Raw genomic sequence first — 26,894 nt, 5'->3', positions numbered from 1 at the left:
CTGCTTATTGCTTTTCGCAATGGAAACAGGGGACTTGCTTGATTCGGTTAAAGGCTGACGTACCTGGACAAAATAACAGTCAGACCAAATTTCCCGGTCTTTTCTTTTTTCTCCTGTATTTTTCCATTGTACTTTTTCACGAGTCCGCGAAACAGCTTCCGGCTCATCGGATTCTGGCGCCCGGAAGAGGTCAGGCATTCCAGAATCAGCTGATTTTTCACCCCTGTGATCTTCAGCCGGATTTCCCGGTGTTCTTCTCTTTTCACAAGATTTTCTCCCCAGTTTAAGATTCCGATCAGGATTTTTGCCAGATCCTGTTCTTCGATTTCTCCCCGATCGTATCCCTCAATCTCGTAATGCAGTTCGATTTTCTTCTTCTCCAGATTGGATTTCCATGCGCACAAAACCGCATCTGTCATTCGATCTTTGCAGTAAATCCCCTGCCGCACCTGATGACTGATTGCTTTAAGACTGTCCGCATACTGTTTCAGCGTCTCCCCGGATATCTCAGCAGTTCCGGTCATGATTTTTTCCATCTGCTCCGAAATGGTCTGCTGATATTGTTCCATTCGGGGAATCTGCTCTGTCAGAACCTGGTAATGGTATTCTGCCATTTTCTGCTGTTCGGAAAGAAATTTATAATCCTTCATTACCCGGCGCTGACGCTGCACTATGCTTAAAATGCTGAATACCATAATCAGAATAATCAGAATATCATCCAGAAACATCACCTGTATGTCCGTCAGTCCGTTCGGCACATAGTATAGAACCGGAAGAAAATAGACAAAAACCCAGATAATTTTCAGGTACCTGGCCTCAAAATCTCTATATCTTCTCAGAACATGGAGGATTGTTTTTTTCTCCAGCCTGTAAAACAGATATTCCAGAACCGGGATCAGTAAATCCCATGGTTCTACCGGGCATTTCAGGATATAGAGCGGGCGCCCTGACAAAAGATCCACAATACAGATTGCCGGATAATGAATCATGGACGTTACGATATCGGCCAGCATCGCGCCCAGCACAACCTTGGGAAGGCTGCCTTCAAAGGTGTAGTAAATGAGAACGGTGTTTGCTATCATGATGACAACCGAACAGAACATCATCAGAATTCCCCACCAGCTCTCATCTCCATAGTATCCCCGCAGAATGATGTCGCTGATGCCACCGATCAAGAATACCCGCAGAAGCTGCCAGATCATCAGAGGCTTTATGCTGTTTTTTCTCCGCATAAACATGTCAAACAGGTGAATGCCAAGAAACGCCTGTGGAACCAGATACAGCCAGCAGCGAATACAGGTCCGGACCAGTTCACTAAGGTTAGGATCTTTCATTCTTTTTCCCTCTTTTCTGTCGGATGTTCGATCGGAAAAACAATGGTCTGTTCCAGGCTGTGTCTTTCTTTATCCCAGAAGGTTTTGCTGGTTCCGTGGTATTTTTCAACAATGGCACGAATGATTTTGGTTCCCACGCCGTGTTCTGCTCCATCTGTTTTCCAGGTTGATAAGTTGAAAACCTCTTTGCTTGCAAGCGCATTTCTCAATTTCACCGTACAGGAATCGGAATCTTCTTCTATCCAAAAAGAAAGCTCTTTTCTTTCCTTTTCCGGAATTCTTCCGTTCGCTTCGATTGCATTATCCAATAAATTATGTAAAAAACCGATTCGTTCTACGGGCATCATCCATTCCATGCAGGTTTTCGATACCTGGATCTGAAAGGGAATCTCTTTTTCTATACAGACCTGTTTCTCCATCATCAGAAATGCATCTGTGATCTCATCCCGGCAGAAGGTTCCTTTCTGAATTTTCCGGTATGTTTCTGTCAGCTGATCCGCATATTTTCGAAGCTCCCCATCCGGATTTTTCTGCTTTTCTATCAGATACTCCAGCGTCTGCACATGGCTCAGAAGATCATGGCGAAATTTTCTCGTCACATCCATTCTCTGCCGGATCACTTCATAAATCTCCTGAAGGGAATCCATATAGCTTTCCAGAACTTCTTTCTCCTGTTCCTTCTGCGCGATTTCTGAAATCAGATAGCCAAGTACGGCTGCCAGAAAAAATCCCAGCAAAACTCCCAGTGTTTCCCTCATTTGTCCGCCCTCATCTATTCCTTCTTCTTTGGTAAGAGAGTCCCACACCGCTCAAAATGGTTCACAGCATAAGGACTCTGATTTCGTCTTGTACTGACGGGATTTTTATTCCCCGCAGATCCGCAGAATCGCCTCTGCAAAGATTACAACACACTGTTTCAGGCATTCGATTTCTACAAACTCATCTGCCCCGTGCATGCGATTGTCAACTTCAAGGTCTGCACAGCCGAAAGCAACACCGTTTTTCAGGTGATGGACATACGTTCCGCCGCCGATTGCAAAGGCTTTTCCCGGTTTGCCGGTGACGTCTGTATAGCATTGCAGCAGCGTCTGAACGAACGGGCTGTCTGCCGGAACGTGGTGTGGCGGGAACATGGCGCTGCCTTCCATGGAAAAGCCGCCTTTTTTCATATTCTGTTCGGCAGTATCATACAGGTTTTCTTTTGTCGCGCAGATCGGGGCGCGGCAGTCGTAGGAACCGGTCAAGGTTTTGCCGTCGTAGTTCATGAGGTCGAGGCTTAAGGTGAGCTCGCCGGACTCTTCATCTGACATGGCGACACCGAGGCCTGCGCCTTTGCCGTCGCCGTGCGGGTAAACTTTTGCAAGGAAACTGATGTCGTTTTTCAGTTCACTCTCTTCCATTCCAACGGATGCGAGAAGCTGCAGCAGTGCGGTCAGTGCGTTGTTACCCATTTCCGGGGTGGATGCGTGGGCGAAGGCACCGCAGGCGGTGATTTTTACATTGCCGTTTTCGGTGTCTTCCAGAACGAAGGAAACGCCGGTCTTCTGCTCAGTCTCGTCAGCGCAGGTTTTCAGGTCTTCTTTTGCCATGCCGGCAAGCTCTGCATATGCTTTGCCTGGTACAACGTTCAGTTTGGTGCCGGCCTGTAAGGATACGAGGCGCACGCCTGTCGTTCCGGCATCGGATGTTTTTTCGAAGTGGCCGCGCATGCCGCCTTTTTCAATGTTGATGACCGGGAATTCGGCATCCGGTGAGAAGGTGCATGGTGCTTCCACTTCTCTCTTATAATAATATTCGAGGTCAGAGCTTCCGCACTCCTCGTCGGAACCAAGGACAAGACGGACGTTTTTCTTTAATGGGTAACCGAGTTCTTTGACAGTGCGCATTGCATAGATGGCTGCAACGGCCGGTCCTTTGTCGTCTGCGGTTCCGCGGCCGAACATTTTTCCTTCTTTGATGAGCGGGGTGAATGGATCGGTCTCCTGCCAGCCTTCGCCTGCCGGTACGACATCGAGATGGGCGAGAATATCAAGGCCCTTTTCTTCCTGATTAAAGTCAGCTGCAATCGCGTAGTTGTCGTAGTTGGTTACGGCAAAGCCGTATTTTTCCAGAATTTCAATTCCCTGCGCCAGTGCTTCTGCCGCCGGTGCGCCGAATGGTTTGCCTGGCTCTGCCGCCTGTTTTTCGCTTGGAATCCGGATCAGGCTTTTCAGATCCTCGATCATCTCGGATTCGTGGTTTTCAATATATGTTCTTAATTCTTCTTTCCGCATCGTAACTTCTCCTTTTCTCTTCTCTGGCACCGTCGCAGTGCCGTTCTTTTTCTATCATAGCGCAGAAAGAGCAGAAAATCCACATTTTCTGCTCTTTTTCCAAATAATCATTTGTTTTTGTCCAAATTGACTGTAATTTCATAATAATCACACGGATGCGCCGTAAGCCCCGTCACGCCCTCGCCGGATACCATCGACATTTTGAGGTGTGATGCGAAGAAAAACATGTGGTCATCCAGCAGCGTCTGCGTCATCTCGATGGCCAGTTCGGTTCGTTTTTCGGTATCAAACTCGCCGCTTAACTGCTGCTCCAGCATCTCGAGTGTCTCACTGTAATAACCGCCGCGGTTCTTGGAGGAATCCTGCAGGCAGTGCGTTGTAAAGAAATACTCGGGATCGCCCGTCGGTGCGCTGACAAATGCGCTGACATAAACATCCCAGTTTCCTTTTTTCAGCAGTTCCAGATGATTTGCCGTGCACTGGATCTGTACTTCGATTCCGATTTTCTTCAGCGATGCCTGTGCACTCTCCGCGAGAAGCGGCAGTTCCTGGCGGCTCGGATACGTGAGCCAGCAGATGGTCAGGCGTTTTCCGTCTTTTTCCACGTAGCCGTCGCCGTCCTCATCGGTCCAGCCTGCTTCAGCCAGCAGTTCTCTGGAATACTCAAGATCATAGGACTCCTCCTGCACTTTGCTGTCGCCGAATGCAAAGTAAGAGGGGAACGGGCCTTCCGCCACGCTTCCGTTTCCTTCCATCAGCGTATTCACAAAGCCCTCCCGGTCGATCGCTCCGATGACTGCCTCGCGCACGCGGTCGTCCTGCAGCACCTCGGATGATCCGTTGAACTGTCCGAAGAAGGTACGCGACGTATCCGCCGAAGAAATCGTGTATGGTTCATCGCGGAACAGGATCAGATTGGAATACGGCAGGCCGTACGCCGCGTCGAGCTCGCCTGACTGTAACGCCATCGTCATCGTATCGCCGTCGCGGATCGTTTTTACTTCGATCCGGTCGAGCTTTGGCGTTCCGTTCCAGTAATTGTCATTTTTCACGAGCGTCAGTCCCTGATCCGTCTCCACCTGTACTGCGCGGTACGGGCCGGTTCCGGCGACATTGCCGTCATCCGTCACACCTGCCTGCATATCAATGATGCATCCATATGGGTCAGACAGATAATTCAGAAGCGCCGGGACAGGCTGTTCGGTGTGAATCGTTACGATCAGGCCGTCTGCCTTGATGCTCTCAATTTTCAGATCCCCGCGTGCACGGTCATGTACTGCGATCAGATCCTCGAGACATTCTTTGACCGCCTCTGCGTCGAGAGTGCGCCCACTCGTAAAGGAGATGCCTTCATGCAGTGTAATCCGCCATGTTGTATCGTCCACAATCTCATAGCTTTCTGCCAGCCATGGCTCGATCTCCATAGAATCGGAATAATGAAACAGCGTCTCACCGATCCCATAGCGGATACACGCCCAGCCGGAATAGCCGTTGTGCGGGTTGACATCGGACTCGTCGTTTTCGGCGTTGAATGTCGTGTCGCCGTATATGAAAACTTTTTCATCTGTACCATCTGCCGCTGTGCTCTGACAACCGGAAAACAGTACCACCGCCAGAATGCCGCACAAAACATATGCAATTTTTTTTCTTCTGCCGTTCTTTCTCTGCATTCTGTACTTCTCCTGTTTTCGCAAATGGCACCACCATTTCCGCTGTCTGATTTTCTGTTTCAATAGTTTTCTCACAGACTATACTCCATCAACAGTTTCGTATATTCCTCTTTCGGGTACTCCAATACCTCCCGCGTCTCCCCCTGCTCCACGATTTTTCCCTGCCGCATGACAATCACACGGCTGCAGAGTTCCCGCACCAGCGCAAGGTCGTGGCCGATCCACAGCATCGCAAGTCCTTCTTCCCGCTGCAGTTTTTTCAGCAGTTGAACGATCTGCGCCTGTACCGCCGCATCGAGCGCACTCGTTGCCTCGTCGCAGATCAGAAGAGACGGCTGCACAGCAAGAGCCCGCGCAATTGCGGCTCTCTGGCACTCTCCGCCGCTTGTCTCGCGGGGATAGCGCATCGCCGTTTCCGAACTAAGTTCCACTTTTTTCAGCAGCTCCGGCAGATGAAGACACGCCTCTTTCCGGCTCATTCCCTGATTCCGAAAAGCTTCCAGAATCCCGGTTTCGAGCGTCTGCATTGGATCGAAGGAATCCTGCGGGGTCTGGAAGACCATCTGTATTTTCCGGTAAACTTCGCGCTGCCGCCTGCCTTTTCTTCCGAGGATTTCCTCGCCTTCCAACAGAACGCTGCCTGCATCCGCCTGGACCAATCCGGTGATCAGACGGGCCGTCGTGCTTTTTCCGCATCCGCTCTCCCCGATCAGGCCAAGACATTCACCCGCATCCAGTGTGAAGCTGATGCCGTCCACGGCGGCAAATTCCGTTTCCCGGCCGGTTCCAGCAAAGTTTTTGCTTAAGTTGTTTACTTCCAGCATGTTATGATTATGCATCGTTCTTCCCTCTTCCCGGCACAGCCGCAAGGAGATTTTTTGTATATTCGTCCTTTGGGTGATCGAAAACCGTCCTTGTCTCCCCCTGCTCCACGATGTTTCCATCCTTCAAAACAGCAACCCTGTCTGCCATCTGCTCGAGAACCGCAAGATTGTGCGTCACCAGCACCATCCCCGTCTGCTCTTTCTGCTGCAACGCCTGAAGCTCCCGCAGCACCTGCGCCTGCGAAACCACATCGAGTGCACTCGTCGGCTCGTCCGCCAGAAGAAGCGACGGATGCAGCAGCATTGCGAGCGCAATCCCGACGCGCTGGTTCATGCCGCCGGAGAGCGACGATGGATAGCTGTTCCAGATCGTCTCGCCATCCGAAAGCCCCATATCCGCAAATCGCTGGAGCGTCATATCTTTGATTTCTCTGCGGCTTTTTCTGCCAGACATTCCCCCAGAAATCGGGGTGATGAATCCGCAGCGTTTCTCATGGGCGCGCACGCTTTCACAGATCTGTGCTCCGATTTTCCGGGTCGGACAGAGTGATGCCCCTGTATTCTGGAAAATCATACCAATTTCTGAACCGCACAGACTCCGCAGCTTCTTTTCGGACATGTCCGTCAGCTCCTCTCCGCGAAATGTGATCTGCCCGCCGGTGATGAAACCATTCTTTCCCATCAGCCGCAGGATCGCTCGCAGCAAGGTACTTTTTCCACTGCCCGACTCCCCGGCGATGCCGACGGTTTCTCCTTTTTCGACGGAAAAACAGATGTTATTTAAAATTTGCTCCCCCTCATAACAGACAGAAAGGCCGCTGATTTCCAGCAGTTTTTCGCTCATGTTTTTGCTCCCTTTGTTTCCATTTTCGTTTGCCCCTTATCCCTGATCCACCGTTTTCCGTACCGCCTCACCAAGCAGATTGCAGACAAGAACGGTCAGAAAAATCGCCAGTCCCGGCGCCAGAATGACCCAGGGCGCGGTCTGCAGCATACTTCTTCCGTTGCTCATCATCGCTCCCCACTCCGCCGACGGCGCTTCCGCACCAAGGCCGAGGAAGGACAGACCCGCGATTTCCAGCATCATCGTTCCGATATCAAGCACCGCTGTGACAATCGTCTGCCCCGCAAGATTCGGCAGAATATGGCGTCTGATCATCTTCCATGTTCCGTTTCCTGTAAGGCGCGCCGCCGCGATGAACGGCATGTGTTTCAATGCCAGCACACGGTTCCGCGCAAGCCGTGCATATTTCGGCCAGGAAACAAGGATCAGCGACACAACGGCTCCCGTCATGCCGCTCTGCAGAACGCCGGAAAATGCGATTGCAAATACCATACCCGGAAAGGCCAGAAAAATATCGGAGATCTGCATCAGAACCGTATCCGTTTTACCTTCCAGCCAGCCGCTGAAAATTCCGGCGAGTGTTCCGATCAGAGCGCTTGCCGCAACGACAAGAAGTGCTGAAAAAATGCTGACCCGCGCGCCGGAGAGAATCCTTGAAAACAGATCTCTTCCATAGCGGTCCGTCCCCATCCAGTGCGCCGCGGACGGCGGAAGAAGGGACAGTTCCAGATTCTGCTCATACGGATCGTACGGTGCCAGATGGGCCGCACACGCGGCAAACAGCAGCAGCGCACCGGCGAGGATGCCATAAAAAAGGATCTTTCTTTTCTGTTCTTTTTTCATCGCATTCCCTCCAGCTTCGCCCGCGGGTCCAGTGCACCCATCAGCAGATCAGCAATGAGATGCAGCAGCAGATAGATCGCCGCCATCCACACCAGATATGCCTGAATCACGGGAATATCGTGCATGGAAACGGCATCCACGGCCATTTTTCCGACACCATTCCACATGAAAATCGTCTCAACGATGGCGGTTCCTCCAAGCAGCGAACCGGCGGATAAGAATAGCAGCGTGACCATCCGAAGCAGCACGGATTTTAATACATTTCCAAACAGAATCCGGTTTTCACTTAACCCACGTGCCCGTGCACCCGCCACGTACTCCTGCTCCAGCTCTGCAAGCACGGCAGAACGCACCTGACGGGTGTATTTTGCCGTCATCGAAACCGCAAGCGTCGCCGCCGGAAGCACACAGCTTTTCCATCCCTTTCCCATACTGAGAACCGGAAAAAGATTCCATTTCAGCGAAAAGAAATACAAGAGAAGAAGTGCAGTGAAAAACCCCGGAAACGAATTACCTGCAAAGCAGAACAGGCTGATACTGCGGTCCGCCCATGTATTCTGATATTTTGCACTTAAGATACCGAGCGGAAACGAAAGACAGACCGTCATGGCAAGCGCCAGCGCCGCAAGTGCAATCGTTGCGGGCAGTTTTTCGCAGAAGCTTACAAGCACCGGTTTGCCGGAAACGTACGACTCCCCGAAGTCACCGCGCAGGGCGTTTTTCAGCCATTGCAGGTACTGGACAGCTTTCGGCTCATTCAGTCCCAGCTCCTCCCGCATCGCTTCTTTTTCCGCCTCCGACATCACGCCGCCGCTGCTGCTCTCTTTTAAATCCACCGCATCGACCGAGGAAAGTCCCGTCAGCAGAAAAGCGAGAATCGTCACGCCGAGGAATACCGGAATCAGGCGAAGCAGTCGTTTTAACAAATATTTTTTCACAAATACTCCTTTACTGCTTCACGGCACAAATCGAAAACATCGGTGCCGGGTTATAGAACTCGTCTTTTTCCAGATAAATGCGTTTTCCAAGGCTCGTATCAATGCGGATTTCTCCCGCTGTGTTTTCGCACAGCACCGCCACATCGTACGCCGGCCGGTTTTTGCGGCTGATCGGGAGCTGTGATTTGATCCGTTCGCACTCTTCGAGCATCTCGTTTCCAACCTTGAAATGGGCATGCGCCTCCGGAAGTCCCTTCGTATCGGCAACATCTTCTTTTCCGTAATTGGCATCGAAGTTCAGCAGCACACCGCCCGTTTTCAGCACACGCATCCACTCGCCGTAAGCATGCTCCGCATTCGGCAGCGTCCACGTCAGGTTTCGGGAAATGACAACATCGAACGTTTCATCCGCAAACATCGGATTTTCCGCGTCCATGACCTGGAAGCAGCAGTCGGCATTCTCTTCTTCGGCGAGCTGGATCGCATTCTCAATCATCTCTGGTGTCAGGTCGATGCCGAAGACCTCGTGGCCCTCTTTTGCCAGCAGGATCGAGAAAAATCCGGCTCCGCAGCCCACATCAAGGATCTTTAACCGTCTTCCCGCCGGGATCTGTTTTTCAATCTCTTTCATCCAGCGCTTCGCAATCGGGTTTGCAAGTTCGGAGCGTCTCTGCTCTAAAAAGTTCTCGCTCCGCTTCTCCCAGTAATGGACAATCTGCTCTTTGCGGTCGTCGTACTCCGGCTCGCGCACAATTCTTCCGTAAGCAACGACAGGGCCCCCTTCTGTTACCATATCGCCCGGTTTTGCCGCCGGATACCAGAGGCCGTCTTCGGAAACCCCCTGATATTTTTCGCCGCGGCGGACGGTCACATCACCAAGCTGGAAGGGCTGCTCTGCGCTTTTTTCCGCGCGCACCAGAAACATCGGTGTCGATGCATAGTTCAGTCTCTCTTCCTCGCTCCAGACGCGCTTCCAGATTTCGGAATCGGTCTGGATGGAACAGACGCCGAGGGATTCGAGCACCTTCGTATCCCACGCCGGCCGTTCCATCGCAGAGAGCGGCACCTGACGCGCAATGTTTTCCATGCGGTCAATGTCCGTGCACAGATAATGGTCGTCGAGCTGCTGCTCTTCCACTTTCTTCCGGTCTGCCTCGTACGCTTCTTTTTTCTCCTCGTCATAGAGATAACCGTACCAGTTCGCATCAAAATTGAGCAACACGCCGCCCGGTTTCAGGACACGCATCCACTCTTGGTATGCCTGCTCCGGCTTTTCCAGATTCCAGGTCAGATTTCTGGAAATGACAACATCAAAGGTCTCATCCGCAAACTCCAGATTCTGTGCATCCATCCGCTGCAGCGTCACGCGCTCCAGACCGTATTTCGTATATTTTCCCAGATTCTCTTTCGCCTTTTCCAGCATCTCCTCCGTGTAGTCAACAGCCGCCACCGTATAACCTGCCTCCGACAAAATCATCGGGAAGAATCCCGGGCCGGTTCCGATATCGAGAATCTTCATCTCTTCTTTCTTTTTCTCTGGAAACTGCTCCTCTAATACATGCAGCCACGCTTCTCTCTGGCTTCCCGCCAGTTCTTTTTCATTGACCTCAGAATACCCCTCCGCACGGGTTCCCCAGTAGGAGGCAATTTCCTGTAATAATTCCTGTTCCATATCTTCCGCTTCTTTCTTCTTTTTCTTAACTTTCCCGGCGCGGTCGTTCTCCAACCGCTCAAATATCCCTTTACTCTACCAAAAATCGGCCTTTTTCACAAGCCCCCACGGGGGATATTCTTAACGCCGGCGCAGGGTATTCAGGTGATCGGCGGCGCGGATCTGATTATCTGCGGACGTCAGACAACCGACGGCGATACCGCGCAGGTCGGCCCTTTGATTGTGAAACATCTGACGATCCCGCATGCCGCCTGGGTCGCAGAGGTTACCGATGTCACGGATCATTCCATCACCGTCCGTCAGGATCTTGTGAGTGTTTCCCAGGTTTCCGAACTCCCTTATTCGTGCCTGATTACCATCGAGTTTCTCGAGCGCGAGCTGATCGACATTTTGTTTCCGGATATTTTTAAAGGAGAACCGTCATTCACTCGGTTCTCCTTTATATTGCCAGAATACCATCAGCTTTCTTGTCGCCGTATCCTCGCTGTATGTATATTTTACGGACCCGAGCCCGTAATAGCTGCAAAGATAGCCGGAAGCCTTATCGAGAAGCTCCGGTCGGGCTTCCATGACCTGTGCCATCAGATCATCGGTGGCAAATTTAAATTCGGAATACTCTTTTGTCTCTTCAATATCCGTCTCCATTTCCCACAGAATCTGCGTCGCATCAAATGTATCCATGTACCGGCCGATCTGGCGGTAATACTCGAGGTCATCTGCATTGCACGCCGGGAGCGGCAGATTCGCATCCGCCTGATGCGTGTCCGAAAATTCCGCATCGGAAACGCAGAGAAAATCGTAGTAGATCAGGTCGTCCGGCAGATTGTACTCGCCGCTCTCGCCCTCTGCGAATACCGGATCGCCCCAGGTTACATCGACGTTGTAATAATTGTCTCCGCACTTTACGATATTCCAGCCGTGCGCCTCGCCGGTGTCTGTCGTTCCCGTCACATAAATGACCGGGATGTCCAGGCGGTTCATCAGATACTGGAACGTTCTGGCATAGCCTGCGCAGACCGTCTGTCCGTTCACAAGTCCGCTGTAGAGTGTCTGATTCTCCGGCGCATCTTTCACATAATCAATCTGCCGGATACATTTTTCAAAGACAGCCTTGATCTTCCCATAGTCATCCATCGAACGGTCGATATCACTTAAGAAATCGTTTCCCGAACCTTTGATCTGGGTCTGGCGTCCTGTGATCTCCTCCGCAGGAATCGTGTATTCCGGAACTACCTCGCAGTAGTTCTTCGGCTCGCCGTATCCCGTGACATGTGATGCTCCGTTGATCCAGCAGTACTCCGGGTAATCCATATAGACCCATCCGTAAACCTCCGCCGTCACATCGGGATCGCCGCCTTTTGTGATGATGGTTTCCTGGTGTTCCGCGATTCCCTGCACCAGTTCGCGGTAAATCATCTGTCTGTTTTCATCGAGCTGGCTGTAATAATACCGCTTCGCCAGCTCCTCCTCATCTGTATTTTCCGCCTGAAACTGTGTTGCGCCATTCTCTGACAGACCATTGTTTTCGTCTGCCGTCTGTGAAGCAGTGCTGCTGTCCGCTCCGCTTCCGTTCTGCGCGGGATCGCTCTCATCAAATTCTCCGAATACCAGATAAGCCGCCAGCAGGACAAGCATAAGCGGAAGCAGCGCCCGCAGCGGTCTCTTCCGTCTTCGTCTGTGTCTTCTCTTTGCCATTCTTCTTTTCTCCCAGATACGTTAAAACGCCGTCACACAGTGCATCCGCCACCTTTTTCTGGTACTCCTTTGTGTTCAGGAGCGCTTCCTCCTCCGGATTTGAGAGGAATCCGCACTCGCAGATCACCAGCACTGCGTCTGTCTTCTTCAGCATGTAATACGTTTTGTTTCCCTTGGCTTTCCTGTGATTCGCCGGATCGAGCCCCGCGACCAGTGCAGCCTGCATGCAGAGCGCCAGTTTTTCGCCTTCTTTTGAATCCGTATAATAAAACACCTGCGCCCCTTTGACCGCCGCATCCGGGTAGCTGTTCTGGTGAATGCTGATCACACAGTCCGGCTTTTTTTTATGAATCAGCTGCACGCGCCGCTGCAGATCCTGCACTTTCGCATTCACGGCTCCCGGATCGGAGAGATCATCCTCCCCTTCCCGCGTCATCACCACAAGGATTCCCTGCTTTTCCAGCTTCTTTTTCAGCAGACGGGCAATCGCAAGGTTGATGTCCTTTTCTTTGACACCGTTTGCCCCGATTTTGCCGGGATCGTCGCCGCCGTGGCCGCTGTCCAGCACCACTACTTTTGTGGCTGCCTTCTGTGCTGCCACCAGCCGTGCGCCCTCGCGGGACAGAACATACGCCGCCGAAAGCAGAATCACCGCCATCAGCCATTCCAGTTTTTTCCCTTTTTCCAAATGAAAAGCCCCCTGCTGCAAATTTCCTTTCTTGGTCATTTTATGCAGCAGCGGGGCAGGTTACAACTCTTATTGCTTCCGGTTACTCTTCCTCATCTTCTTCATCATGCGCGCGATTCGGGATTTCATCCTCTTCTTCGTCGTTGTCATCATCGAGATAATCCGGCTCATTTTCGAAATCGATGACTGCGGAATTTTCGACGATTTCGTCTTCTTCCTCTGCTTCTTCTGCGGTATCTTCACTGCCTGGCTCTGCGGCTGTTTCTTTTGCCTCTCCGGGAAAGATACTTTTTACCGGATCTTTCATGAAGGTTTCCACTTCCGACGCAGAACGTTTCATCTCCTCACGCATTTTTTCGATGCCGGCAAAAGCCTCCTCAAAAATTCTGCGGTTCTTCTCGAGTACACTTGTCATGGTTTCCATCTCGGCGTAAATCTTCTGGTATCTGGTGTTGGCTTTCTGCAGTTCCGCGTCCATATGGCTCTGGATTTCTTCTGCTTCGGCCTGCAGTTTTTCTTCATAAACAGCAGCCAGTTCCTCGCCCTTCTGACGTGCGCTCTCTACCATGTATTCGCACTGTTCCTTCGTCTCGCGGCGCTGCTTTGCACAGGATTCCTTTGTCTCTTCCTGCTGTTTCCGGCAGGACTCGTTTGTCTCCTCTCTCTTTTTGCAGCACGCCTCATCCGTTTCCTCCGTTTTCTCGCGGCAGGACTCGTCCGTTTCTTCGGTTTTCCGGCGGCAGGCTTCCTCGGTCTCTTCTTTTAGCTTTCTGCAGCTCTCCTCTGTTTCCTGTGTCAGTTTTTTCGCTTTCACCTGTGCCTCAAACACAAGGCCGCTGATGCTGTCATAATTGTCGATATAGCTCTGGTATTTCTCATGAATGTTTTTTTCGAGCTCCTCGATTTTATCCTCACGCTCGCGGATCTTGCGGTTCAGCTTCTCGATTTCCTGCTCGTTTTCCTCGATCTTCGCTTCCAGTTTCTTCTGAGCGGCATACGCCTGATCTTTCAGGTTCTGCACTTTCGTCATGACATCGTCCTTATCGAAACCGCCCATCAGCGTTGTTTTAAATAATTCTTCGTGATTGTTTTCTGACATGTATACTCCTCCTTCGTGCCCGGGCTTTTATCATTCCCCTTATCCTTCCCGGACTCCTCGTCAACTGTTTGTTTCAATATATTCTGAAATCAGACTCCAGATGTCTGCGCGCTCGAATCCGAGCTTCCACTCTGCCACTCCGGCGAGATCGGCGCTTTGGATCACTTTCAGTTTTTCCTCCATGGACTGCTCATCCTCCATCCAGATCGTGTATCTGGCATCGGAAGTTTCTACCGTTGCCACATTCTGGCCAAGGGATGCATCCCAGGTTTCTGTCATCTGATTCTCTTTTGCATAGTTTTTGGCGCCATCCATGCCCAGCACCTCGCTGGTAATGGCGCTCTGTCCGAACTTTTCCGTCCAGACACGGGTATAAAACGGGATTCCGCAGATCACCTGATCGGCAGGCATCACCCGCGTCATCTCCTCCACGGCCTGCTGTACGAACGGGAGGGATGAAACAGAGCCTGCCTCCTCGCTTCCCGCGAAATGCTCGTCATAGGCCATGACAATCATATAGTCCACAAATCTTGCCTGCTCGCCGCGCTGATAATACATCGTGTAAGCCTGCGGTACCGGCGTATCGACCGACACCACAAGATTCTGTGCATGCGCCGCGCTCGTCAGTTCCCGCAGAAACTGCAGGTAATGCGGGATTCCGGCCTCTTTCAGATTCTCGAAATCCACGTTGATGCCGTCCATGCCGCACGATGCTGCCTCGGCGAGCAGCTGCTCAATGATTCTGCTGCGCACGGATGCGTAGGCAAGATCGGTTGTTTCGTCAAATGCTTCATTAAAGTTATCAATCAATCCCCAGACTTCCCGTCCCGCTTCATGCGCCAGTTTCACGTAATCGGCGCTCGCAAGGCTGGAAATCGTACCGGTTTCGTCTGTCACGGAAAACCAGGTCGGTGAAATCACGTTCACGCCGGTCATTTCTGCTGTCATCTCTGCCATCGCGTCGTTCGACTCGGTCGATGTGCTCTGATGCCAGACCAGATTGATTTTGTGATCCCGTGTAATTCTTTCATAGGAATCTTTCTTTGCCGTCCGCGCTTCGATGGCCTCCGGCTCGGAGATATCCTCTGTCTGGATGTATCCGGTATAGCCGTCCGCCGTCATGACTTTGCACCAGTTGTCCAGATTTTCCAGATACAGCAGGGTGTCACCCTTCTGTACATCCGCAAGAATCAGACTCTTGATGCCGCCTTTCTGGCGCACCTGCGCGGTGTCTGACTGTACCGTCGCCTGCTCCACGCCGTCCCATTCATTCCGGATTACAACACGATTGGGATCGCTGTAATATGCATAGTCGAGATCTGTGTATTCTTTTACGACATCCAGCGAAATGTAAACCGTTCCGTCGCTCTCCTGCTGTACGGCAGGCTGTCCGCCCGGTGTTTTGGCAATGGCCGCATCGCCCGGAAGCAGTGTCTGCACGCCGCCGCTCGTTGTAAGCAGGATTCCTTTTGTTTCTTCATCCCAGTAGAAGCAGCTGTTCAGCTGGGATTCTACATATGTGTACGCCGCATACGGCTCTCCTCCGATAAGGACGGCCTGCTCTTCCAGAAGTTCTCCGTTCTGGATCAGCGCAACGCTGTTTTCGTCTGTCAGGTTAAAATATTCGTTCCCGGCCATGTATTCGGTTCCGGGTTTATATCGGTTTATCAAAAATGAAACAACGCCTGCTGCACCGACTAGCACGATCAAAATCAGTACGACCAGTACCGGCGCTGCTTTTTTCTTCTGTTGCTCCTTCATGTGTTCTTTTCCCCTTTTCTTCTCTCTGAAGATCTCCCCACTTGCGCCCATTATAACAAAAAAAATACCCAATAGCAACCGTTATGCGCAAGGGAACCGCATGCGAGTCAGAAAGTATCGTTACAGTTCACTGGTTCCCAGCGAACTGTAACATTCGCAGCCCTCATTTAAAGTTTTGCTTTGCAAAAGGAGGGCTGCTCACACCTGAATCATGTTCTTACGCAGCGAAACAGCAGGTGTTTCACTGCTGATTGAACAGTAACGAAAGTATCGTTGCTTTTTGCTATTGGGTATTTTTCAGAAAATCTGTTTAAAAAGTTTTGTCGATTGTTTGTTTCATGGCTTATTTGCAGTTGTGACGTACAAAAAAGAAAGCCCCATCGATCCGTATGAAATACTTTTGTTTTTAGTTTCAATGATCATGTTTCACGGGGACGCCTTCTTATCCGATCCGTTTTTTCTGTGCCTGCTTCTGGCCGGAGTATGCACCCTCCGGGCAGAAGCAAAGGTTTCCCCAACTCCTATTATACTTCAAGCCGGGGGAATTACAAATAAAGTTTGTCCCTTCATTTCTGAAAAAATTATGCGAAATGTAAAAAAAATCTTAAGTTCTTTACTTCTTTCCGTGATGTGTTATACTATATTGTAAGCAGCCCTATTTATATAAGTAAAGAGTAATTAAGGACGTGAGAGTTATGAAAATAGAAAAAATCAATGATAACAAGATCCGCTGCACACTGACCAGCGCCGATCTTGCCGAAAGAAATTTAAAGCTCAGCGAACTGGCTTACGGCACGGAAAAGGCCCGCAGCCTGTTTCAGGATATGATGCTTGAAGCCAACCAGCAGTTCGGCTTCAATGTGGATAATGCCCCGCTCATGGTCGAGGCCGTTCCGGTGGCTCCGGACAGCATTGTCCTCATTATCACCAGAGTCGAGGATCCACAGGAGCTCGACACCCGCTTCGCCAAATTTGCTCCATCCGGCGACGATACGGACGGACCGGAACCGGTACAGTATTCCGGCGCGGACGACATCATCGACCTGTTCCACAAGCTCTGCGATGTGAAGAACAAGGCACAGGAAATCGCAAAGAAAGCGGCACAGAAGGAAAACGAAAAAGAGCCTGCAGCATCCGAGGAAAAGAATGTGGATCTGGTACGCACCTTCCACTTCTCAACCCTCGACGATGTCATCAGCTCCGCAAAAGCGCTGAACCAGTATTTTACCGGCAGCAATTCCCTCTATAAGAACAGGGCAGATGCCAACTATCAGCTCGTTCTGCACCAGTCCGGCTGCAAACCGGAGGAATTCAACAAGGTCTGCAACATTCTTTCTGAGTACGGCAGACAGGAATCCTTCTCCCTGGCCGCTGAAGCATTTCTGCTGGAACATGGAAATGCAATGGTAAAAGAGAATGCTCTGCAGGAGCTGGCTTCTCTGTAAGTTTTGAAACGTATGTATAAAAAAAGGAAGTCCGCGAAGGACTTCCTTTTTTGTACGTTCCGTACAAATTACTCTTCTGTGATAGCCTCGGTTGGACATACGCTTGCGCATGTTCCGCACTCAACGCATACATCCGGGTTGATTTCGTAATGGGAATCTCCCTCAGCGATAGCCTCTACTGGACATTCTCCAGCGCAGGTTCCGCAGCTTACACATTCGTCTGTGATTACATATGCCATGATCTTATCCTCCTTATAGATTTTTTGGCCCTTTCGGTACTATCCACATTGTAAACGATTGCCCCCTGAAATACAAGTACAAAATTATAAACATTCTATAATCTTATGAATTTGTTCTTGCATTCCCCCCGGGGGTACGCTATAATCAAAATAGCCGTCAAAATCGGAACGACGGGTATATACACATTTAAAGGAGGAACTTTAAGATGGCAAAGATCTCGAAAGACATGACAATCGGCGAGTTAATCGCAATGGATACAAATATCATCGGAATCCTGATGGGAGCCGGTATGCACTGCATCGGCTGCCCTTCTGCACAGGGTGAGTCCCTGGAAGAAGCAGCTATGGTTCACGGCCTGGACGCTCAGGTTCTGGAAGACCAGATCAACGATTATCTGGCTGCAAAATAAGTCGGATTTCCGCGTGGATCCAAAAAGAACGCCTCTCGCAGGCGTTCTTTTTTTTCTGTCCGATTTACCCATTGTTCCGATGGCCCCGTTTTGCTTTCGTCCGTTTTCCTTTCTGCTCCAGCGTCGCCGCTGCTTCTCTCCGGCTCTGCTGGTGGCGGCGGATCGCCTCATCCACACGGCGGCTCCGCTCTTCCTGGCGCCGCTTCTGTATCATCTGATCGAGCAGACGGCCGAGCACGCGGTAAAACTCCGTCTGACGCTCCTCCTCTTCCTGCCGCATCACAGTGTCCGCCAGCTGTTCTGCTTCCCGCTCGGGCAGAAGATCGACAACCACCTCCGGCACTTCGTCCGCTTTTCCCGGTATTGCCGGATCCGGCTTCTCCTTTGCCGTCTCTGCCGCTTCCGCCGGAAACGCTTTGATCTCCGCCGTTGCCTGCACCAGCTTCGGCATCAGCTCGCGGATCGCTTTCAGGTGAAGCCCCTTTTTCTTCAGTTCCCGGATTCCCAGAAAAATCTGAATGTCCTGCGCAGTATAGCAGCGGTGTCCCAGCGAATTGCGGTGGATTTCCATGCCGAGCTCGTCCTCCCAGTACCGGAGCACATGCGCTTTCTCCCCGGTCAGCTTCTCCGCCTCCGTGACCAGATACGTTCTATTTTCCATACGGCAGCCACTCCCTTCTTCCCTTTATTATAGGATCTGTTATCCCCTGCCGCAAGAAAATCTCATCGTAATATTCCGACAAATTCATACAATTATACACAAAAAACGTGCCGCAGGACTATCCCACGACACGTTCTGACACATAAAATATTTTCTTTTATCTCTCTGCATTCGCAAATTTCGTATAATCCGGCAGCCAGACCAGATTGACGGTTCCGATCGGGCCGTTTCGCTGTTTGGCGATGATGATTTCCGCGATTCCCTTATTCTCGGAATCCTTATTATAGTAATCATCTCGATAGATAAACATAACAACGTCGGCATCCTGCTCGATCGCTCCCGACTCACGCAGGTCGGAAAGCATCGGACGGTGGTCGGTACGCTGCTCAACAGCCCGGGAAAGCTGGGACAGTGCAACAACCGGCACATTCAGCTCTCTCGCGAGTGCTTTTAAGGAACGGCTGATATCCGAAATCTCCTGCTGACGCGATTCCGAGGAGCTCTTTCCGCTTCCCGACATCAGCTGCAGGTAGTCAATGATGATGATATCAAGACCGTGCTCCAGCTTGTATTTGCGGCATTTCGACCGCATCTCTCCGATCGAGATACCAGGTGTATCGTCGATCATCAGTCGGGATTCACCGATCATGCCGGCGCTCTCGATCAGCTTGCTCCATTCGTCGTCTTTCAGGTTTCCGGTTCTCAGATGCTGGGAATCTACTTTCGACTCCATCGAGAGCAGACGGTTCATCAGCTGCTCCCGCGACATCTCGAGACTGAAAATCGCAACGGCTTTGTCTTTCTTAAACGCCATATACTGCGCAATATTGAGGACAAACGCCGTTTTACCCATAGACGGACGTGCCGCAATCAGGATAAAGTCAGAGTTCTGCAGACCCGATGTCTTGTAGTCCAGATCCGTGAATCCGGTCGGAATACCCGTGACATTTCCCTTCGTCTTCGATGCACGCTCGATGTTCTCCAGCGTATTGATGACAACCTGGCGGATCGGCATGAAGTCTCCGGAATTCCGCTGGCCCAATAACTGGAACATCTTCTTTTCCGTCTCCTCCATGATGACTTCCACCGGCTCTTTGTTCAGATAGCAGTCATTCTCAATCTCTTCTGTCAGCTTAATGAGACGGCGCAGCACCGCTTTCTCGCTGACGATGTTCGCATAATGGCGCACATTCGCCGAAGTCGGCACCGCATTTAAAAGATCGCGGACAAACTCCATCGAACTGATCTCCGGCGGAACATCCTTTTCACGCAGGCGGTTCTGCAGGGTGACCAGATCGACCGGTTTTCCCTCATTGAACAGCTCCACCATGGCATCAAAAATGACGCCGTACTGGTGCTGGTAAAAATCGTCGCTCGTCAGGATTTCCGATGCCGCCATGATGGCTTCGCGCCCCATCAGCATGGAACCGATGACCGACTGCTCCGCCTCGATGCTGTGCGGAAGGATTCGTTTAATCAGTGCTTCTTCCATAGAATTATGCTTCTTTTACGATAACTTTCAGCTTTGCAGTTACTTTGGTATGCAGGCGGATCGGCACTTCTGTCGTTCCAAGAACCTTGATCGGGTTCGGAAGCTGCATTTTCTTTTTGTCGATGTCGTATCCGAGCTGCTCTTTTGCTGCCTCAGCGATCTCTTTTGCCGATACGCTTCCGAATACTTTTCCGCCCTCGCCGACTTTGATTGCTACGGTAACCTGTTTGTCCTCAATCTCTTTCGCGAAAGCCTGTGCCTCAGCGAGCTGCTCTGCTGCCACTTTGTCCTCGTGTGCTTTCTGGAGTTTCAGCTCATTCAGGTTTTTTGCGGTTGCCTCGATGCCGAGTTTTTTCGGCAGAAGCATGTTTCTTGCATATCCGTCACTTACGTTTACAGTCTGTCCTTTTTTACCAAGTGCTTTTACGTCTTCCAGTAAGATAACTTTCATATCAGATTTCTCCTCCATCCTGCATTTCTGTTAAGGTTGATTTTAGGAGGCTGCGCGCCCCCTCCAGATCGACGGTCTCAAGCTGGCATCCTGCCATATTCAGATGACCGCCGCCGCCCATCCGCTCCATGATGATCTGTACATTGACCTCATCAATCGCGCGGGCGCTGATATAGATCACGCCTTTATACTCGGTCAGTACAAAGGACGCCTTGACACCGACAATGTTCAGCAGCTCGTTCGCCGCTTGTGCTCCGACCACCGTCGGGCTGTCCACATAGTCGCTCGGGCATTCGGAAATCGCGAACTGGCCGCGGAACAGCTCCGCATTGCGGATCGTCTCTCCTCTTGCCTTGTAATCGTTCATATCCTCACGGAACAGCTTGCGCACACGCGTCACATCCGCACCGCAGCGGCGCAGGAACGCTGCCGCCTCGAACGTGCGGACACCTGTTTTCTGCATAAAGTTGTCGGTATCGATCATGATGCCGGCATAGATGCTGTCCGCCTCCACGTTCCGGATGCGGATTCCCTCGGTAAAATACTGGAGAATCTCGGCAACCATCTCGCTCGCGGATGATGCATACGGCTCAATATAGGAAAGCACCGAGTTGCGGATCGTATCGCTTCCCTGCCGGTGATGATCCAGCACGACGATCATTTTCGCCATGTACAGCAGATCCTCACACTGTGTGATGCTCGGCTTGTTCGTATCGACCACAACGAGCAGCGTGTTGTCGTCCATGATCTCTTTCGCCTCATGGTTGTTGACAAACATGTCCGCCTCATAATCCTGGTTGTCGCTGAACGTATTCATCAGCGGAATGATCGAGCTGGTCGGGTTGTCGATGACGATGTACGCTTTTTTATTCAGCGTTTTCGCCGCACGGTAGATACCGATGGCCGCACCGAACGAATCGGCATCCGGCAGGCGGTGTCCCATGACAACGACCTTCTCTTTCGTGTTCATAAACTCTTTCAGCGCGTGCGCCTTGACGCGGGCTTTGACTCTCGTATTCTTTTCCACAGCCTGCGTTTTTCCGCCGAAATACTGAATCTTCGAACCGTCCTTTAAAACGACCTGATCGCCGCCCCGGCCAAGAGCCAGGTCGATCGCGATTTTCGCATACTCGGAGTTTTTCGCAAACGATCCAGCATCTGCTCCGATACCCATACTGATTGTGACCGCCATCTCGTTTCCGATGTTGATGGTCTTGACGTCCTCGAGGATATCGAACTTTTTCTCTTTCAGTTCATTTAACGAACTCCGGCGCATGACCACGATGTATTTGTCGTTCTCATACCGCTTCACCAGTCCGTCGAGATCGTTGAAATATTTGTTGATCTTTCGCTCGACCAGTGCGGTCAGAAGGGAACGGCGGACCTCCTCGACGCTCTCCAGCGCCTCGTCGTAGTTGTCCAGATACAGAAGACCGGTGACCATCGTTTCGTCCTCGAATTTCCGCATATACTCGCGGAGCTCCGTCTCATCGAACAGATACAGTGCCTGAATAAAATAGCCTTTGATATCTGTGTTGATCATCTCCGAATTCTGGATCAGCTCGTCGATGCAGACGCTTTTTACATGGGCACGGAAATTCTTTTCGCCGTAAGCCACGTTGATGTCGGTCTCCTCCTCATTTTTCGGCAGCCGCTCGACCGTCAGCTCCGGAAAAATGGTGGCGATACATTTATGATACTGTGTATCCTTCCCTGTGATTTTTGTAAACTCTTTGTTGACCCAGAGAAGTTTTCCCTGCGAATCCATAACGGCATAGGGCAGCGCCAGTTCCTGGATCAGATGCTTCTGAACCTGGCCGTATTCGGTCGCAAAGGTAATCAGCTCGTTGATCACCTGCGGACGCTGTCTGTAATAGAGAACTGCGGCTGCGATCACATAGACTGCAAAAAACAGCGTGAACCACATTCCTGCCATCACATCCACAAAATACATGCCGATATTCATCACAAGCATCAGGATGGACAAAATCAGCGGCCATCGAAGATAGCTCCGCAATTGGCCGCTCAACTTCATTTTGCTTTTCATTTCCTAACACCTTTCCAACGTTGCGTGTTGTATTTCACTCCTGTCCTTCCGATTATACCACTTTGACCTGTACTTTGGCAACAAGATACTTCTGGATACAAAAAAGGTACCCGCCCTTTTCGGGCAGATACCTCCATTTATTTACCGATTCAAAATGAACGTTCGGACAGTGCTTAGCGCAAGTCAGAATCAATCATCTACGTACGGCATAATAGCCATATGTCTTGCTCTCTTAACGGCTACTGTTACTGCTCTCTGATGTTTTGCGCAGGTTCCAGTTACACGTCTCGGCAGGATTTTACCACGCTCGGATACATATTTTTTCAGTTTAGCTGCATCCTTGTAGCTGATCTCTTCTCCACCACAGAAAACACAAACTTTTCTTCTTCTGCGGGCCGGTCTTCTGGAAGCTGGTCTTTCACTATTATTATAAGCCATGATCAATCTCTCCTTTTCTATCAATTAAATGGCAATTCTTCGTCAATGCCATCGGGAATATTCATAAAACCATCGGCGCTGCCCAGGTCAGATGTATTCGCGGACGGAGCCGGATTGTTATGCTGCGGTGCGGAGTATCCTCCGTTGTTTCCGCCTGCATTTTTGCTCTCTGCAAACTCCTGCTCTTCTACAACTACGTCTGTCGTGTAGACCTTCTGGCCTTCACGGTTGGTGTAGCTTCCGGTCTGAATGCGGCCGGTGATGGCGATCTTCGTTCCCTGACGCAGGTATTTCTCTGCAAATTCTGCCTGGCGGCCGAAAGCAACGCATCCGATAAAGTCTGCGGTTGCGGAATCGCCGTCTCTGCGGAATCTGCGGTCAACAGCCAGTGTATAACGGGCTACCGCTGTGGAGTTCTCTCCAGCAGAGTATCTGACATCGGGATCTCTGGTCAATCTTCCCATCAATATAACTTTATTCATTCGCTTACCTCTTAAGCTTCCTTTTTAACGACTAAGTATCTCAGTACGTTATCCATAATACGCATATGGCTCTCGATCTCTGCCGGAGCTGTTGCGTCTGCTTCAAACTGAATAAAGTAGTAATATGCTTCACGCATATGCTGAATTTCGTATGCAAGGCGTTTTTTGCCCCACTCTTCTACTTCGCCAACTGTTCCGCCGTAACGGGTTACATAACCTTTGGCTTTCTCAACTACAGCTGCGCGTTCCTCTTCTTCAAGTTTTGCATTCACAACCAGTGCTAATTCGTACTTGTTCATGCTTTACCTCCTTTTGGACTTTTTGGCACCCCATTTTCATTATGGGGAGCAAGGAATTATTTTTATACGTCACAATTTGTTATTTTAACATAAAAAAGGGCTTATAGCAAGCCCTTTTTCGCGTGTTTTCTTGTTTTTTTCACGATATTACGCATCTTTTTTTCGTAATCCGCGGGTGTTTTTCTCGACCAGCTTGCGTGCTACCATGATCTGGTGGCCGCAGCCGGTGCATTTGAGACGGAAATCTGCGCCGACACGCAGGATTTCCCACTCGCTGCTGCCGCACGGATGCGGCTTTTTCAGTTTTACAATATCGCCTACTTCGTAATGTTCTGCCATGTTTCTTCCGCCTTATATTTTCTAATTAAAATCTATCTTACTTTGATGCTGCCGAGCACCTGCCCGATCGGCTGCTGGATCAGAAGATCCGCGTTTTTATCCATCGGCGTTGCGCCCTTGTTGATGAGAACCAGCGCATCGCCCTCAAAATACTGGAGAAGGCCTGCCGCCGGATAAACCGCAAGTGACGTTCCGCCGACAATCAGAAGATCTGCCGCCGCAATCGAGCGGATCGCACCGTCGAGCACTTTCTCATTCAGACTCTCCTCGTAGAGTACGACATCCGGTTTGATCATGCCTCCGCATTTTTCACATCTTGGAACGCCGCTGCTCCTTCTCACCAGCTCTGTATCGCAGAATGCCCCGCATTTCATACAGTAATTGCGGTGTGTGCTTCCATGCAGTTCATACACTACTTTACTTCCCGCCGCCTGATGCAGTCCGTCAATGTTCTGCGTCACAATCGCTTTTAATTTTCCCGCCGCTTCGAGCTCTGCAAGTTTCTTATGCGCCGCGTTCGGTTCTGCGCCGACCGGAAGCATTTTGTCGCGGTAAAAAGCATAAAACTTTTCCGGGTACCGCAGGAAATAGCTGTGGCTTAAAATTGTCTCCGGCGGAACGTCATACTTCTGATGATAAAGGCCATCCACGCTCCGGAAATCCGGAATCCCGCTCTCCGTGGACACGCCCGCGCCGCCGAAGAATACGATATTTTCATGCGTATCAATCAATCTCTGCAGTTCTTCGATTTTTCTTTCCTCTTCCATCTGTCATTCCTCCTCCTGACCAATCATTACCGGTTCCGCCGCACGCCCAGAACGACGAACCGTCCAGTCGTATCGCTCGCCGCACAGGTGGACAGCACAATAATATGGCTGTGTTCATCCATCTCCGGCTGCTCCACCGGAATCTCTGACCGCGCCGCCATGGTATTCAGATACTGTACAAACGCTTCACCCCCGCCGGAATACAGCGTGTAGACATCACTGTCTGCCTCCGTATAAAAGGCAGAAAAAATCTGGTACACATCGTTTGATTCCGACGTCAGCATCCAGAAATAGACGCTGTCCCTATATTTTTCCTGCTCCTTCATCTGTTTCAATTTTCCGAACATGGAGAGATTCTTCATATTATGACCGTAAACGATTGTGTTTCCATCACTGAAATCACCCTGATTCTGGTAATCGAGGAAAATGGAACCCGCAAAGTTGCTCGTTCCCTCATACGTCGTATGAAGATACGCATCGTTGTCCGGCCCCTGTACGACCGGGTAACTGATGTCAAGAGCTTCGATATAAAGCCATCCCTTCACATCCGGGTTAATCGCTTTTAGGGATTCAAAATCGACGGCAAGCGGCGGTTCTGTCGGATACGACAGTGGTTCCGGCTCCGGTTCGGAAGGCTCCGCCGGTTTGGATTCCGCCTGCGGCTCCTCTGTTTTCTTTGGTGCCGGTGTCTCCGGTGTTTTTGTAATTTCCGTCGTATACTGCTGCAGATCCCGGTATTCATCCGTACCGGTCTTGTAATCCAGGTAAATGCCGATCAGCTTATACCCGGAAAAGCAGAAAACAGCAAGTGCCGCTAAAAATACCAGAGTCCAAAGCGGATTGCCGCGTTTTTTCTGTTTCTTTTTCTGTTTTCCCATGCGTCTCCTTTATCACTTTTTTACTGTCTGCGCTGTTTTCTGGAAGCGCTCTGAATTTGTCTCAATTATAAGCGTGCCCCTTTCTTTTGTCAACTTATGCCCCCGGAAAAGGATTGCACCCGCCCCCATCTTATGATAGACTAAAAGTCGACTGACAAGTCACTTGTGAATACAGTAACACACCACATACATGAGGAGGAATTCCATATGCGAACAATCAAAAAAGTCGCCTCGCACATCTTCATTGATGGCTTCGGCGGCATGACGCAGGGTCTTTTTGCAACCCTGATTATCGGTACGATGATTCAGCAGATCGGTCTTCTGATCGGCGGTTCGACCGGAAATGTGATCTATCTGCTTGGAAAAGCTGCCGCAGCCCTGACAAGTGCCGGTATCGGTGTCGGCGTGGCAGTGAAATATGGGGAAAGCCCGCTTGTCACGGTTTCTGCAGCCGTCGCCGCCATGGTCGGCGGTTATGCCGGCAAGATCACCGGCGGCACATTCTTTGTGGACGGAAATGCCGTTCTGGCAGGACCTGGCGAACCGCTCGGCGCTTTCATCGCAGCTTTCGCAGGCATCACCTGCGGCCATCTGGTTTCCGGCAAGACCAAGGTTGATATCATCGTGACACCGGTCATCACCATCGGAGCCGGTTCCGTTGTCGGACTGCTCGTCGGACCGCCGATCTCCCAGATGATGACAGGCCTTGGAAGCATCATCAACTGGGCAACGGAACAGCGGCCGTTCATCATGGGCATCGTTGTTTCGGTCGTCATGGGTATGGTTCTGACACTGCCGATCAGCTCCGCTGCACTCGGCATCATTCTGAATCTTTCCGGTCTTGCCGCTGGTGCCGCAACGATCGGCTGCTGCTGCAACATGGTCGGATTCGCGGTTGCAAGTTATCGGGAAAACAAATTCGGCGGCCTTGTCGCACAGGGTCTTGGAACCTCGATGCTCCAGGTGCCGAACATCATGCGTCATCCACTGATCTGGCTGCCCGTCATCTTCTCGAGTGCGATTTTAGGACCCGTCTCCACAATCCTCGCCAATATGCAGAATAATGCAACGGGAAGCGGCATGGGTTCCGCAGGTCTTGTCGGACAGATCACAACGTATCAGACGATGATCGCTTACGATGATCCGAAGCTCGTCATCATCAAAATCATTCTGCTCCACTTCGTGCTTCCGGCTGTGATCACCTTGTTCTTCTCAGAGGTATTCTGCAAGGCAAACCTGATCAAATCCGGCGATATGGCTTTGAATCTGTAATCTGTATTTTTAAAAGGGAATGGAACTGCGCAT

General features: G+C 50.9%; 28 protein-coding genes. 3 read left to right on the top strand and 25 right to left on the bottom strand.

Going from position 1 to position 26,894, the window contains the following annotated elements:
• Positions 1–47: 47 nt before the first annotated feature.
• The 14 genes from DW743_RS14265 to DW743_RS14200 all read right to left on the bottom strand — a co-directional run bounded on the left by DW743_RS14265 (position 48) and on the right by DW743_RS14200 (position 15,641).
• A complete protein-coding gene (locus DW743_RS14265) occupies positions 48–1,334 on the bottom strand; it encodes a hypothetical protein (protein ID WP_117761947.1) in 1,287 nt (428 codons plus the stop codon).
• Complete coding sequence (locus tag DW743_RS14260; protein ID WP_117761946.1) at positions 1,331–2,092, bottom strand: GHKL domain-containing protein; 762 nt, start codon at positions 2,090–2,092, stop codon at positions 1,331–1,333. Before DW743_RS14260 ends, DW743_RS14265 begins: the two co-directional genes overlap by 4 nt.
• A gap of 105 nt (positions 2,093–2,197) precedes the next feature.
• Positions 2,198–3,607, bottom strand: a complete 1,410-nt coding sequence (locus DW743_RS14255; protein ID WP_117761945.1) for a Sapep family Mn(2+)-dependent dipeptidase — start codon at positions 3,605–3,607, stop codon at positions 2,198–2,200.
• Positions 3,608–3,714: 107 nt separating this feature from the next.
• Positions 3,715–5,277: an ABC transporter substrate-binding protein gene (locus tag DW743_RS14250; RefSeq protein WP_055228099.1), complete on the bottom strand. Its 1,563-nt coding sequence runs from the start codon at positions 5,275–5,277 to the stop codon at positions 3,715–3,717.
• Positions 5,278–5,348: 71 nt separating this feature from the next.
• On the bottom strand, positions 5,349–6,116 hold the full coding sequence (locus DW743_RS14245; protein ID WP_022461627.1) for an ABC transporter ATP-binding protein: 768 nt from the start codon (positions 6,114–6,116) through the stop codon (positions 5,349–5,351).
• Positions 6,109–6,945, bottom strand: a complete 837-nt coding sequence (locus DW743_RS14240; RefSeq protein WP_117761944.1) for an ABC transporter ATP-binding protein — start codon at positions 6,943–6,945, stop codon at positions 6,109–6,111. The genes DW743_RS14245 and DW743_RS14240 overlap by 8 nt, the downstream gene beginning before the upstream one ends.
• A gap of 36 nt (positions 6,946–6,981) precedes the next feature.
• Complete coding sequence (gene nikC / locus DW743_RS14235; RefSeq protein WP_117761943.1) at positions 6,982–7,788, bottom strand: nickel transporter permease; 807 nt, start codon at positions 7,786–7,788, stop codon at positions 6,982–6,984.
• Positions 7,785–8,726, bottom strand: coding sequence for an ABC transporter permease (locus DW743_RS14230; RefSeq protein ID WP_117761942.1), 942 nt, complete (start codon positions 8,724–8,726; stop codon positions 7,785–7,787). Before DW743_RS14230 ends, nikC begins: the two co-directional genes overlap by 4 nt.
• Positions 8,727–8,736: 10 nt before the next feature.
• On the bottom strand, positions 8,737–10,398 hold the full coding sequence (locus tag DW743_RS14225) for a class I SAM-dependent methyltransferase (protein WP_117761975.1): 1,662 nt from the start codon (positions 10,396–10,398) through the stop codon (positions 8,737–8,739).
• Between the two features lie 120 nt (positions 10,399–10,518).
• The gene (locus DW743_RS17995) at positions 10,519–10,683 is read right to left on the bottom strand and encodes a hypothetical protein (RefSeq protein ID WP_158568578.1); all 165 of its coding nucleotides are present in this window, start codon (positions 10,681–10,683) and stop codon (positions 10,519–10,521) included.
• 135 nt (positions 10,684–10,818) lie between these two features.
• Positions 10,819–12,093, bottom strand: a complete 1,275-nt coding sequence (locus DW743_RS14215; protein ID WP_117761941.1) for a transglutaminase domain-containing protein — start codon at positions 12,091–12,093, stop codon at positions 10,819–10,821.
• Positions 11,990–12,781, bottom strand: coding sequence for an N-acetylmuramoyl-L-alanine amidase (locus tag DW743_RS14210; RefSeq protein WP_330410121.1), 792 nt, complete (start codon positions 12,779–12,781; stop codon positions 11,990–11,992). The genes DW743_RS14215 and DW743_RS14210 overlap by 104 nt, the downstream gene beginning before the upstream one ends.
• Before the next feature lie 82 nt (positions 12,782–12,863).
• Positions 12,864–13,880: a hypothetical protein gene (locus DW743_RS14205; RefSeq protein WP_117509772.1), complete on the bottom strand. Its 1,017-nt coding sequence runs from the start codon at positions 13,878–13,880 to the stop codon at positions 12,864–12,866.
• Between the two features lie 60 nt (positions 13,881–13,940).
• A complete protein-coding gene (locus DW743_RS14200) occupies positions 13,941–15,641 on the bottom strand; it encodes a glycosyl hydrolase family 18 protein (protein ID WP_158565888.1) in 1,701 nt (566 codons plus the stop codon).
• A 695-nt stretch (positions 15,642–16,336) separates the two neighbouring features.
• Here DW743_RS14200 and DW743_RS14195 point away from each other — a divergent pair.
• On the top strand, positions 16,337–17,086 hold the full coding sequence (locus DW743_RS14195; protein WP_055220132.1) for an adaptor protein MecA: 750 nt from the start codon (positions 16,337–16,339) through the stop codon (positions 17,084–17,086).
• Positions 17,087–17,154: 68 nt separating this feature from the next.
• Here DW743_RS14195 and DW743_RS14190 read toward each other — a convergent pair whose 3' ends face one another.
• Positions 17,155–17,325: a DUF362 domain-containing protein gene (locus DW743_RS14190; protein ID WP_022461616.1), complete on the bottom strand. Its 171-nt coding sequence runs from the start codon at positions 17,323–17,325 to the stop codon at positions 17,155–17,157.
• Between the two features lie 206 nt (positions 17,326–17,531).
• Between DW743_RS14190 and DW743_RS14185 the strand changes: the two genes are divergently transcribed.
• Complete coding sequence (locus tag DW743_RS14185) at positions 17,532–17,735, top strand: DUF1858 domain-containing protein (protein ID WP_022461615.1); 204 nt, start codon at positions 17,532–17,534, stop codon at positions 17,733–17,735.
• Positions 17,736–17,799: 64 nt separating this feature from the next.
• Here the strand turns inward: DW743_RS14185 and DW743_RS14180 are convergent, their stop codons facing one another.
• The 10 genes from DW743_RS14180 to srtB form a co-directional block, all read right to left on the bottom strand.
• Positions 17,800–18,396 carry a MerR family transcriptional regulator gene (locus DW743_RS14180; RefSeq protein ID WP_055220134.1) on the bottom strand — a complete coding sequence of 199 codons (597 nt, stop codon included), beginning with the start codon at positions 18,394–18,396 and terminating at the stop codon, positions 17,800–17,802.
• Positions 18,397–18,553: 157 nt separating this feature from the next.
• Positions 18,554–19,888, bottom strand: coding sequence for a replicative DNA helicase (gene dnaB, locus DW743_RS14175; RefSeq protein ID WP_022461614.1), 1,335 nt, complete (start codon positions 19,886–19,888; stop codon positions 18,554–18,556).
• 4 nt (positions 19,889–19,892) lie between these two features.
• Positions 19,893–20,339 (bottom strand): 50S ribosomal protein L9, encoded by a 447-nt coding sequence (gene rplI / locus DW743_RS14170; RefSeq protein WP_022461613.1) that lies wholly within the window; start codon positions 20,337–20,339, stop codon positions 19,893–19,895.
• A 1-nt stretch (position 20,340) separates the two neighbouring features.
• On the bottom strand, positions 20,341–22,386 hold the full coding sequence (locus DW743_RS14165; protein ID WP_055228105.1) for a DHH family phosphoesterase: 2,046 nt from the start codon (positions 22,384–22,386) through the stop codon (positions 20,341–20,343).
• A 189-nt stretch (positions 22,387–22,575) separates the two neighbouring features.
• Positions 22,576–22,824, bottom strand: a complete 249-nt coding sequence (rpsR, locus tag DW743_RS14160; protein ID WP_022461611.1) for a 30S ribosomal protein S18 — start codon at positions 22,822–22,824, stop codon at positions 22,576–22,578.
• A 20-nt stretch (positions 22,825–22,844) separates the two neighbouring features.
• Positions 22,845–23,306 carry a single-stranded DNA-binding protein gene (locus DW743_RS14155; RefSeq protein ID WP_055220137.1) on the bottom strand — a complete coding sequence of 154 codons (462 nt, stop codon included), beginning with the start codon at positions 23,304–23,306 and terminating at the stop codon, positions 22,845–22,847.
• A gap of 11 nt (positions 23,307–23,317) precedes the next feature.
• The gene (gene rpsF, locus DW743_RS14150; protein WP_022461610.1) at positions 23,318–23,605 is read right to left on the bottom strand and encodes a 30S ribosomal protein S6; all 288 of its coding nucleotides are present in this window, start codon (positions 23,603–23,605) and stop codon (positions 23,318–23,320) included.
• A 147-nt stretch (positions 23,606–23,752) separates the two neighbouring features.
• A complete protein-coding gene (locus tag DW743_RS14145) occupies positions 23,753–23,944 on the bottom strand; it encodes a DUF951 domain-containing protein (RefSeq protein WP_022461609.1) in 192 nt (63 codons plus the stop codon).
• Between the two features lie 32 nt (positions 23,945–23,976).
• Complete coding sequence (locus DW743_RS14140; RefSeq protein WP_117761939.1) at positions 23,977–24,711, bottom strand: NAD-dependent protein deacylase; 735 nt, start codon at positions 24,709–24,711, stop codon at positions 23,977–23,979.
• Between the two features lie 26 nt (positions 24,712–24,737).
• Positions 24,738–25,589, bottom strand: a complete 852-nt coding sequence (gene srtB / locus DW743_RS14135; RefSeq protein WP_117761938.1) for a class B sortase — start codon at positions 25,587–25,589, stop codon at positions 24,738–24,740.
• 207 nt (positions 25,590–25,796) lie between these two features.
• Between srtB and DW743_RS14130 the strand changes: the two genes are divergently transcribed.
• Positions 25,797–26,861 carry a PTS transporter subunit IIC gene (locus tag DW743_RS14130; protein WP_117761937.1) on the top strand — a complete coding sequence of 355 codons (1,065 nt, stop codon included), beginning with the start codon at positions 25,797–25,799 and terminating at the stop codon, positions 26,859–26,861.
• Positions 26,862–26,894 lie beyond the last annotated feature (33 nt).

The sequence above is a fragment of the Blautia sp. AM28-27 genome (genome assembly GCF_003480905.1).
Taxonomy (GTDB): Bacteria; Bacillota; Clostridia; order Lachnospirales; family Lachnospiraceae; genus Fusicatenibacter; species Fusicatenibacter saccharivorans.
This window is presented reverse-complemented; position numbering and strand designations above follow the sequence as displayed.

What these genes read in the sequence shown, in the direction of transcription:
- DW743_RS14265 (WP_117761947.1), bottom strand. Translation starts at nt 1,334, where the DNA reads ATGAAAGATCCTAACCTTAGTGAACTGGTCCGGACCTGTATTCGCTGC.
- DW743_RS14260 (WP_117761946.1), bottom strand. Translation starts at nt 2,092, where the DNA reads ATGAGGGAAACACTGGGAGTTTTGCTGGGATTTTTTCTGGCAGCCGTA.
- DW743_RS14255 (WP_117761945.1), bottom strand. Translation starts at nt 3,607, where the DNA reads ATGCGGAAAGAAGAATTAAGAACATATATTGAAAACCACGAATCCGAG.
- DW743_RS14250 (WP_055228099.1), bottom strand. Translation starts at nt 5,277, where the DNA reads ATGCAGAGAAAGAACGGCAGAAGAAAAAAAATTGCATATGTTTTGTGC.
- DW743_RS14245 (WP_022461627.1), bottom strand. Translation starts at nt 6,116, where the DNA reads ATGCATAATCATAACATGCTGGAAGTAAACAACTTAAGCAAAAACTTT.
- DW743_RS14240 (WP_117761944.1), bottom strand. Translation starts at nt 6,945, where the DNA reads ATGAGCGAAAAACTGCTGGAAATCAGCGGCCTTTCTGTCTGTTATGAG.
- nikC (WP_117761943.1), bottom strand. Translation starts at nt 7,788, where the DNA reads ATGAAAAAAGAACAGAAAAGAAAGATCCTTTTTTATGGCATCCTCGCC.
- DW743_RS14225 (WP_117761975.1), bottom strand. Translation starts at nt 10,398, where the DNA reads ATGGAACAGGAATTATTACAGGAAATTGCCTCCTACTGGGGAACCCGT.
- DW743_RS17995 (WP_158568578.1), bottom strand. Translation starts at nt 10,683, where the DNA reads ATGATCCGTGACATCGGTAACCTCTGCGACCCAGGCGGCATGCGGGAT.
- DW743_RS14215 (WP_117761941.1), bottom strand. Translation starts at nt 12,093, where the DNA reads ATGGCAAAGAGAAGACACAGACGAAGACGGAAGAGACCGCTGCGGGCG.
- DW743_RS14205 (WP_117509772.1), bottom strand. Translation starts at nt 13,880, where the DNA reads ATGTCAGAAAACAATCACGAAGAATTATTTAAAACAACGCTGATGGGC.
- DW743_RS14200 (WP_158565888.1), bottom strand. Translation starts at nt 15,641, where the DNA reads ATGAAGGAGCAACAGAAGAAAAAAGCAGCGCCGGTACTGGTCGTACTG.
- DW743_RS14195 (WP_055220132.1), top strand. Translation starts at nt 16,337, where the DNA reads ATGAAAATAGAAAAAATCAATGATAACAAGATCCGCTGCACACTGACC.
- DW743_RS14190 (WP_022461616.1), bottom strand. Translation starts at nt 17,325, where the DNA reads ATGGCATATGTAATCACAGACGAATGTGTAAGCTGCGGAACCTGCGCT.
- DW743_RS14185 (WP_022461615.1), top strand. Translation starts at nt 17,532, where the DNA reads ATGGCAAAGATCTCGAAAGACATGACAATCGGCGAGTTAATCGCAATG.
- DW743_RS14180 (WP_055220134.1), bottom strand. Translation starts at nt 18,396, where the DNA reads ATGGAAAATAGAACGTATCTGGTCACGGAGGCGGAGAAGCTGACCGGG.
- dnaB (WP_022461614.1), bottom strand. Translation starts at nt 19,888, where the DNA reads ATGGAAGAAGCACTGATTAAACGAATCCTTCCGCACAGCATCGAGGCG.
- rplI (WP_022461613.1), bottom strand. Translation starts at nt 20,339, where the DNA reads ATGAAAGTTATCTTACTGGAAGACGTAAAAGCACTTGGTAAAAAAGGA.
- DW743_RS14165 (WP_055228105.1), bottom strand. Translation starts at nt 22,386, where the DNA reads ATGAAAAGCAAAATGAAGTTGAGCGGCCAATTGCGGAGCTATCTTCGA.
- rpsR (WP_022461611.1), bottom strand. Translation starts at nt 22,824, where the DNA reads ATGGCTTATAATAATAGTGAAAGACCAGCTTCCAGAAGACCGGCCCGC.
- DW743_RS14155 (WP_055220137.1), bottom strand. Translation starts at nt 23,306, where the DNA reads ATGAATAAAGTTATATTGATGGGAAGATTGACCAGAGATCCCGATGTC.
- rpsF (WP_022461610.1), bottom strand. Translation starts at nt 23,605, where the DNA reads ATGAACAAGTACGAATTAGCACTGGTTGTGAATGCAAAACTTGAAGAA.
- DW743_RS14145 (WP_022461609.1), bottom strand. Translation starts at nt 23,944, where the DNA reads ATGGCAGAACATTACGAAGTAGGCGATATTGTAAAACTGAAAAAGCCG.
- DW743_RS14140 (WP_117761939.1), bottom strand. Translation starts at nt 24,711, where the DNA reads ATGGAAGAGGAAAGAAAAATCGAAGAACTGCAGAGATTGATTGATACG.
- srtB (WP_117761938.1), bottom strand. Translation starts at nt 25,589, where the DNA reads ATGGGAAAACAGAAAAAGAAACAGAAAAAACGCGGCAATCCGCTTTGG.
- DW743_RS14130 (WP_117761937.1), top strand. Translation starts at nt 25,797, where the DNA reads ATGCGAACAATCAAAAAAGTCGCCTCGCACATCTTCATTGATGGCTTC.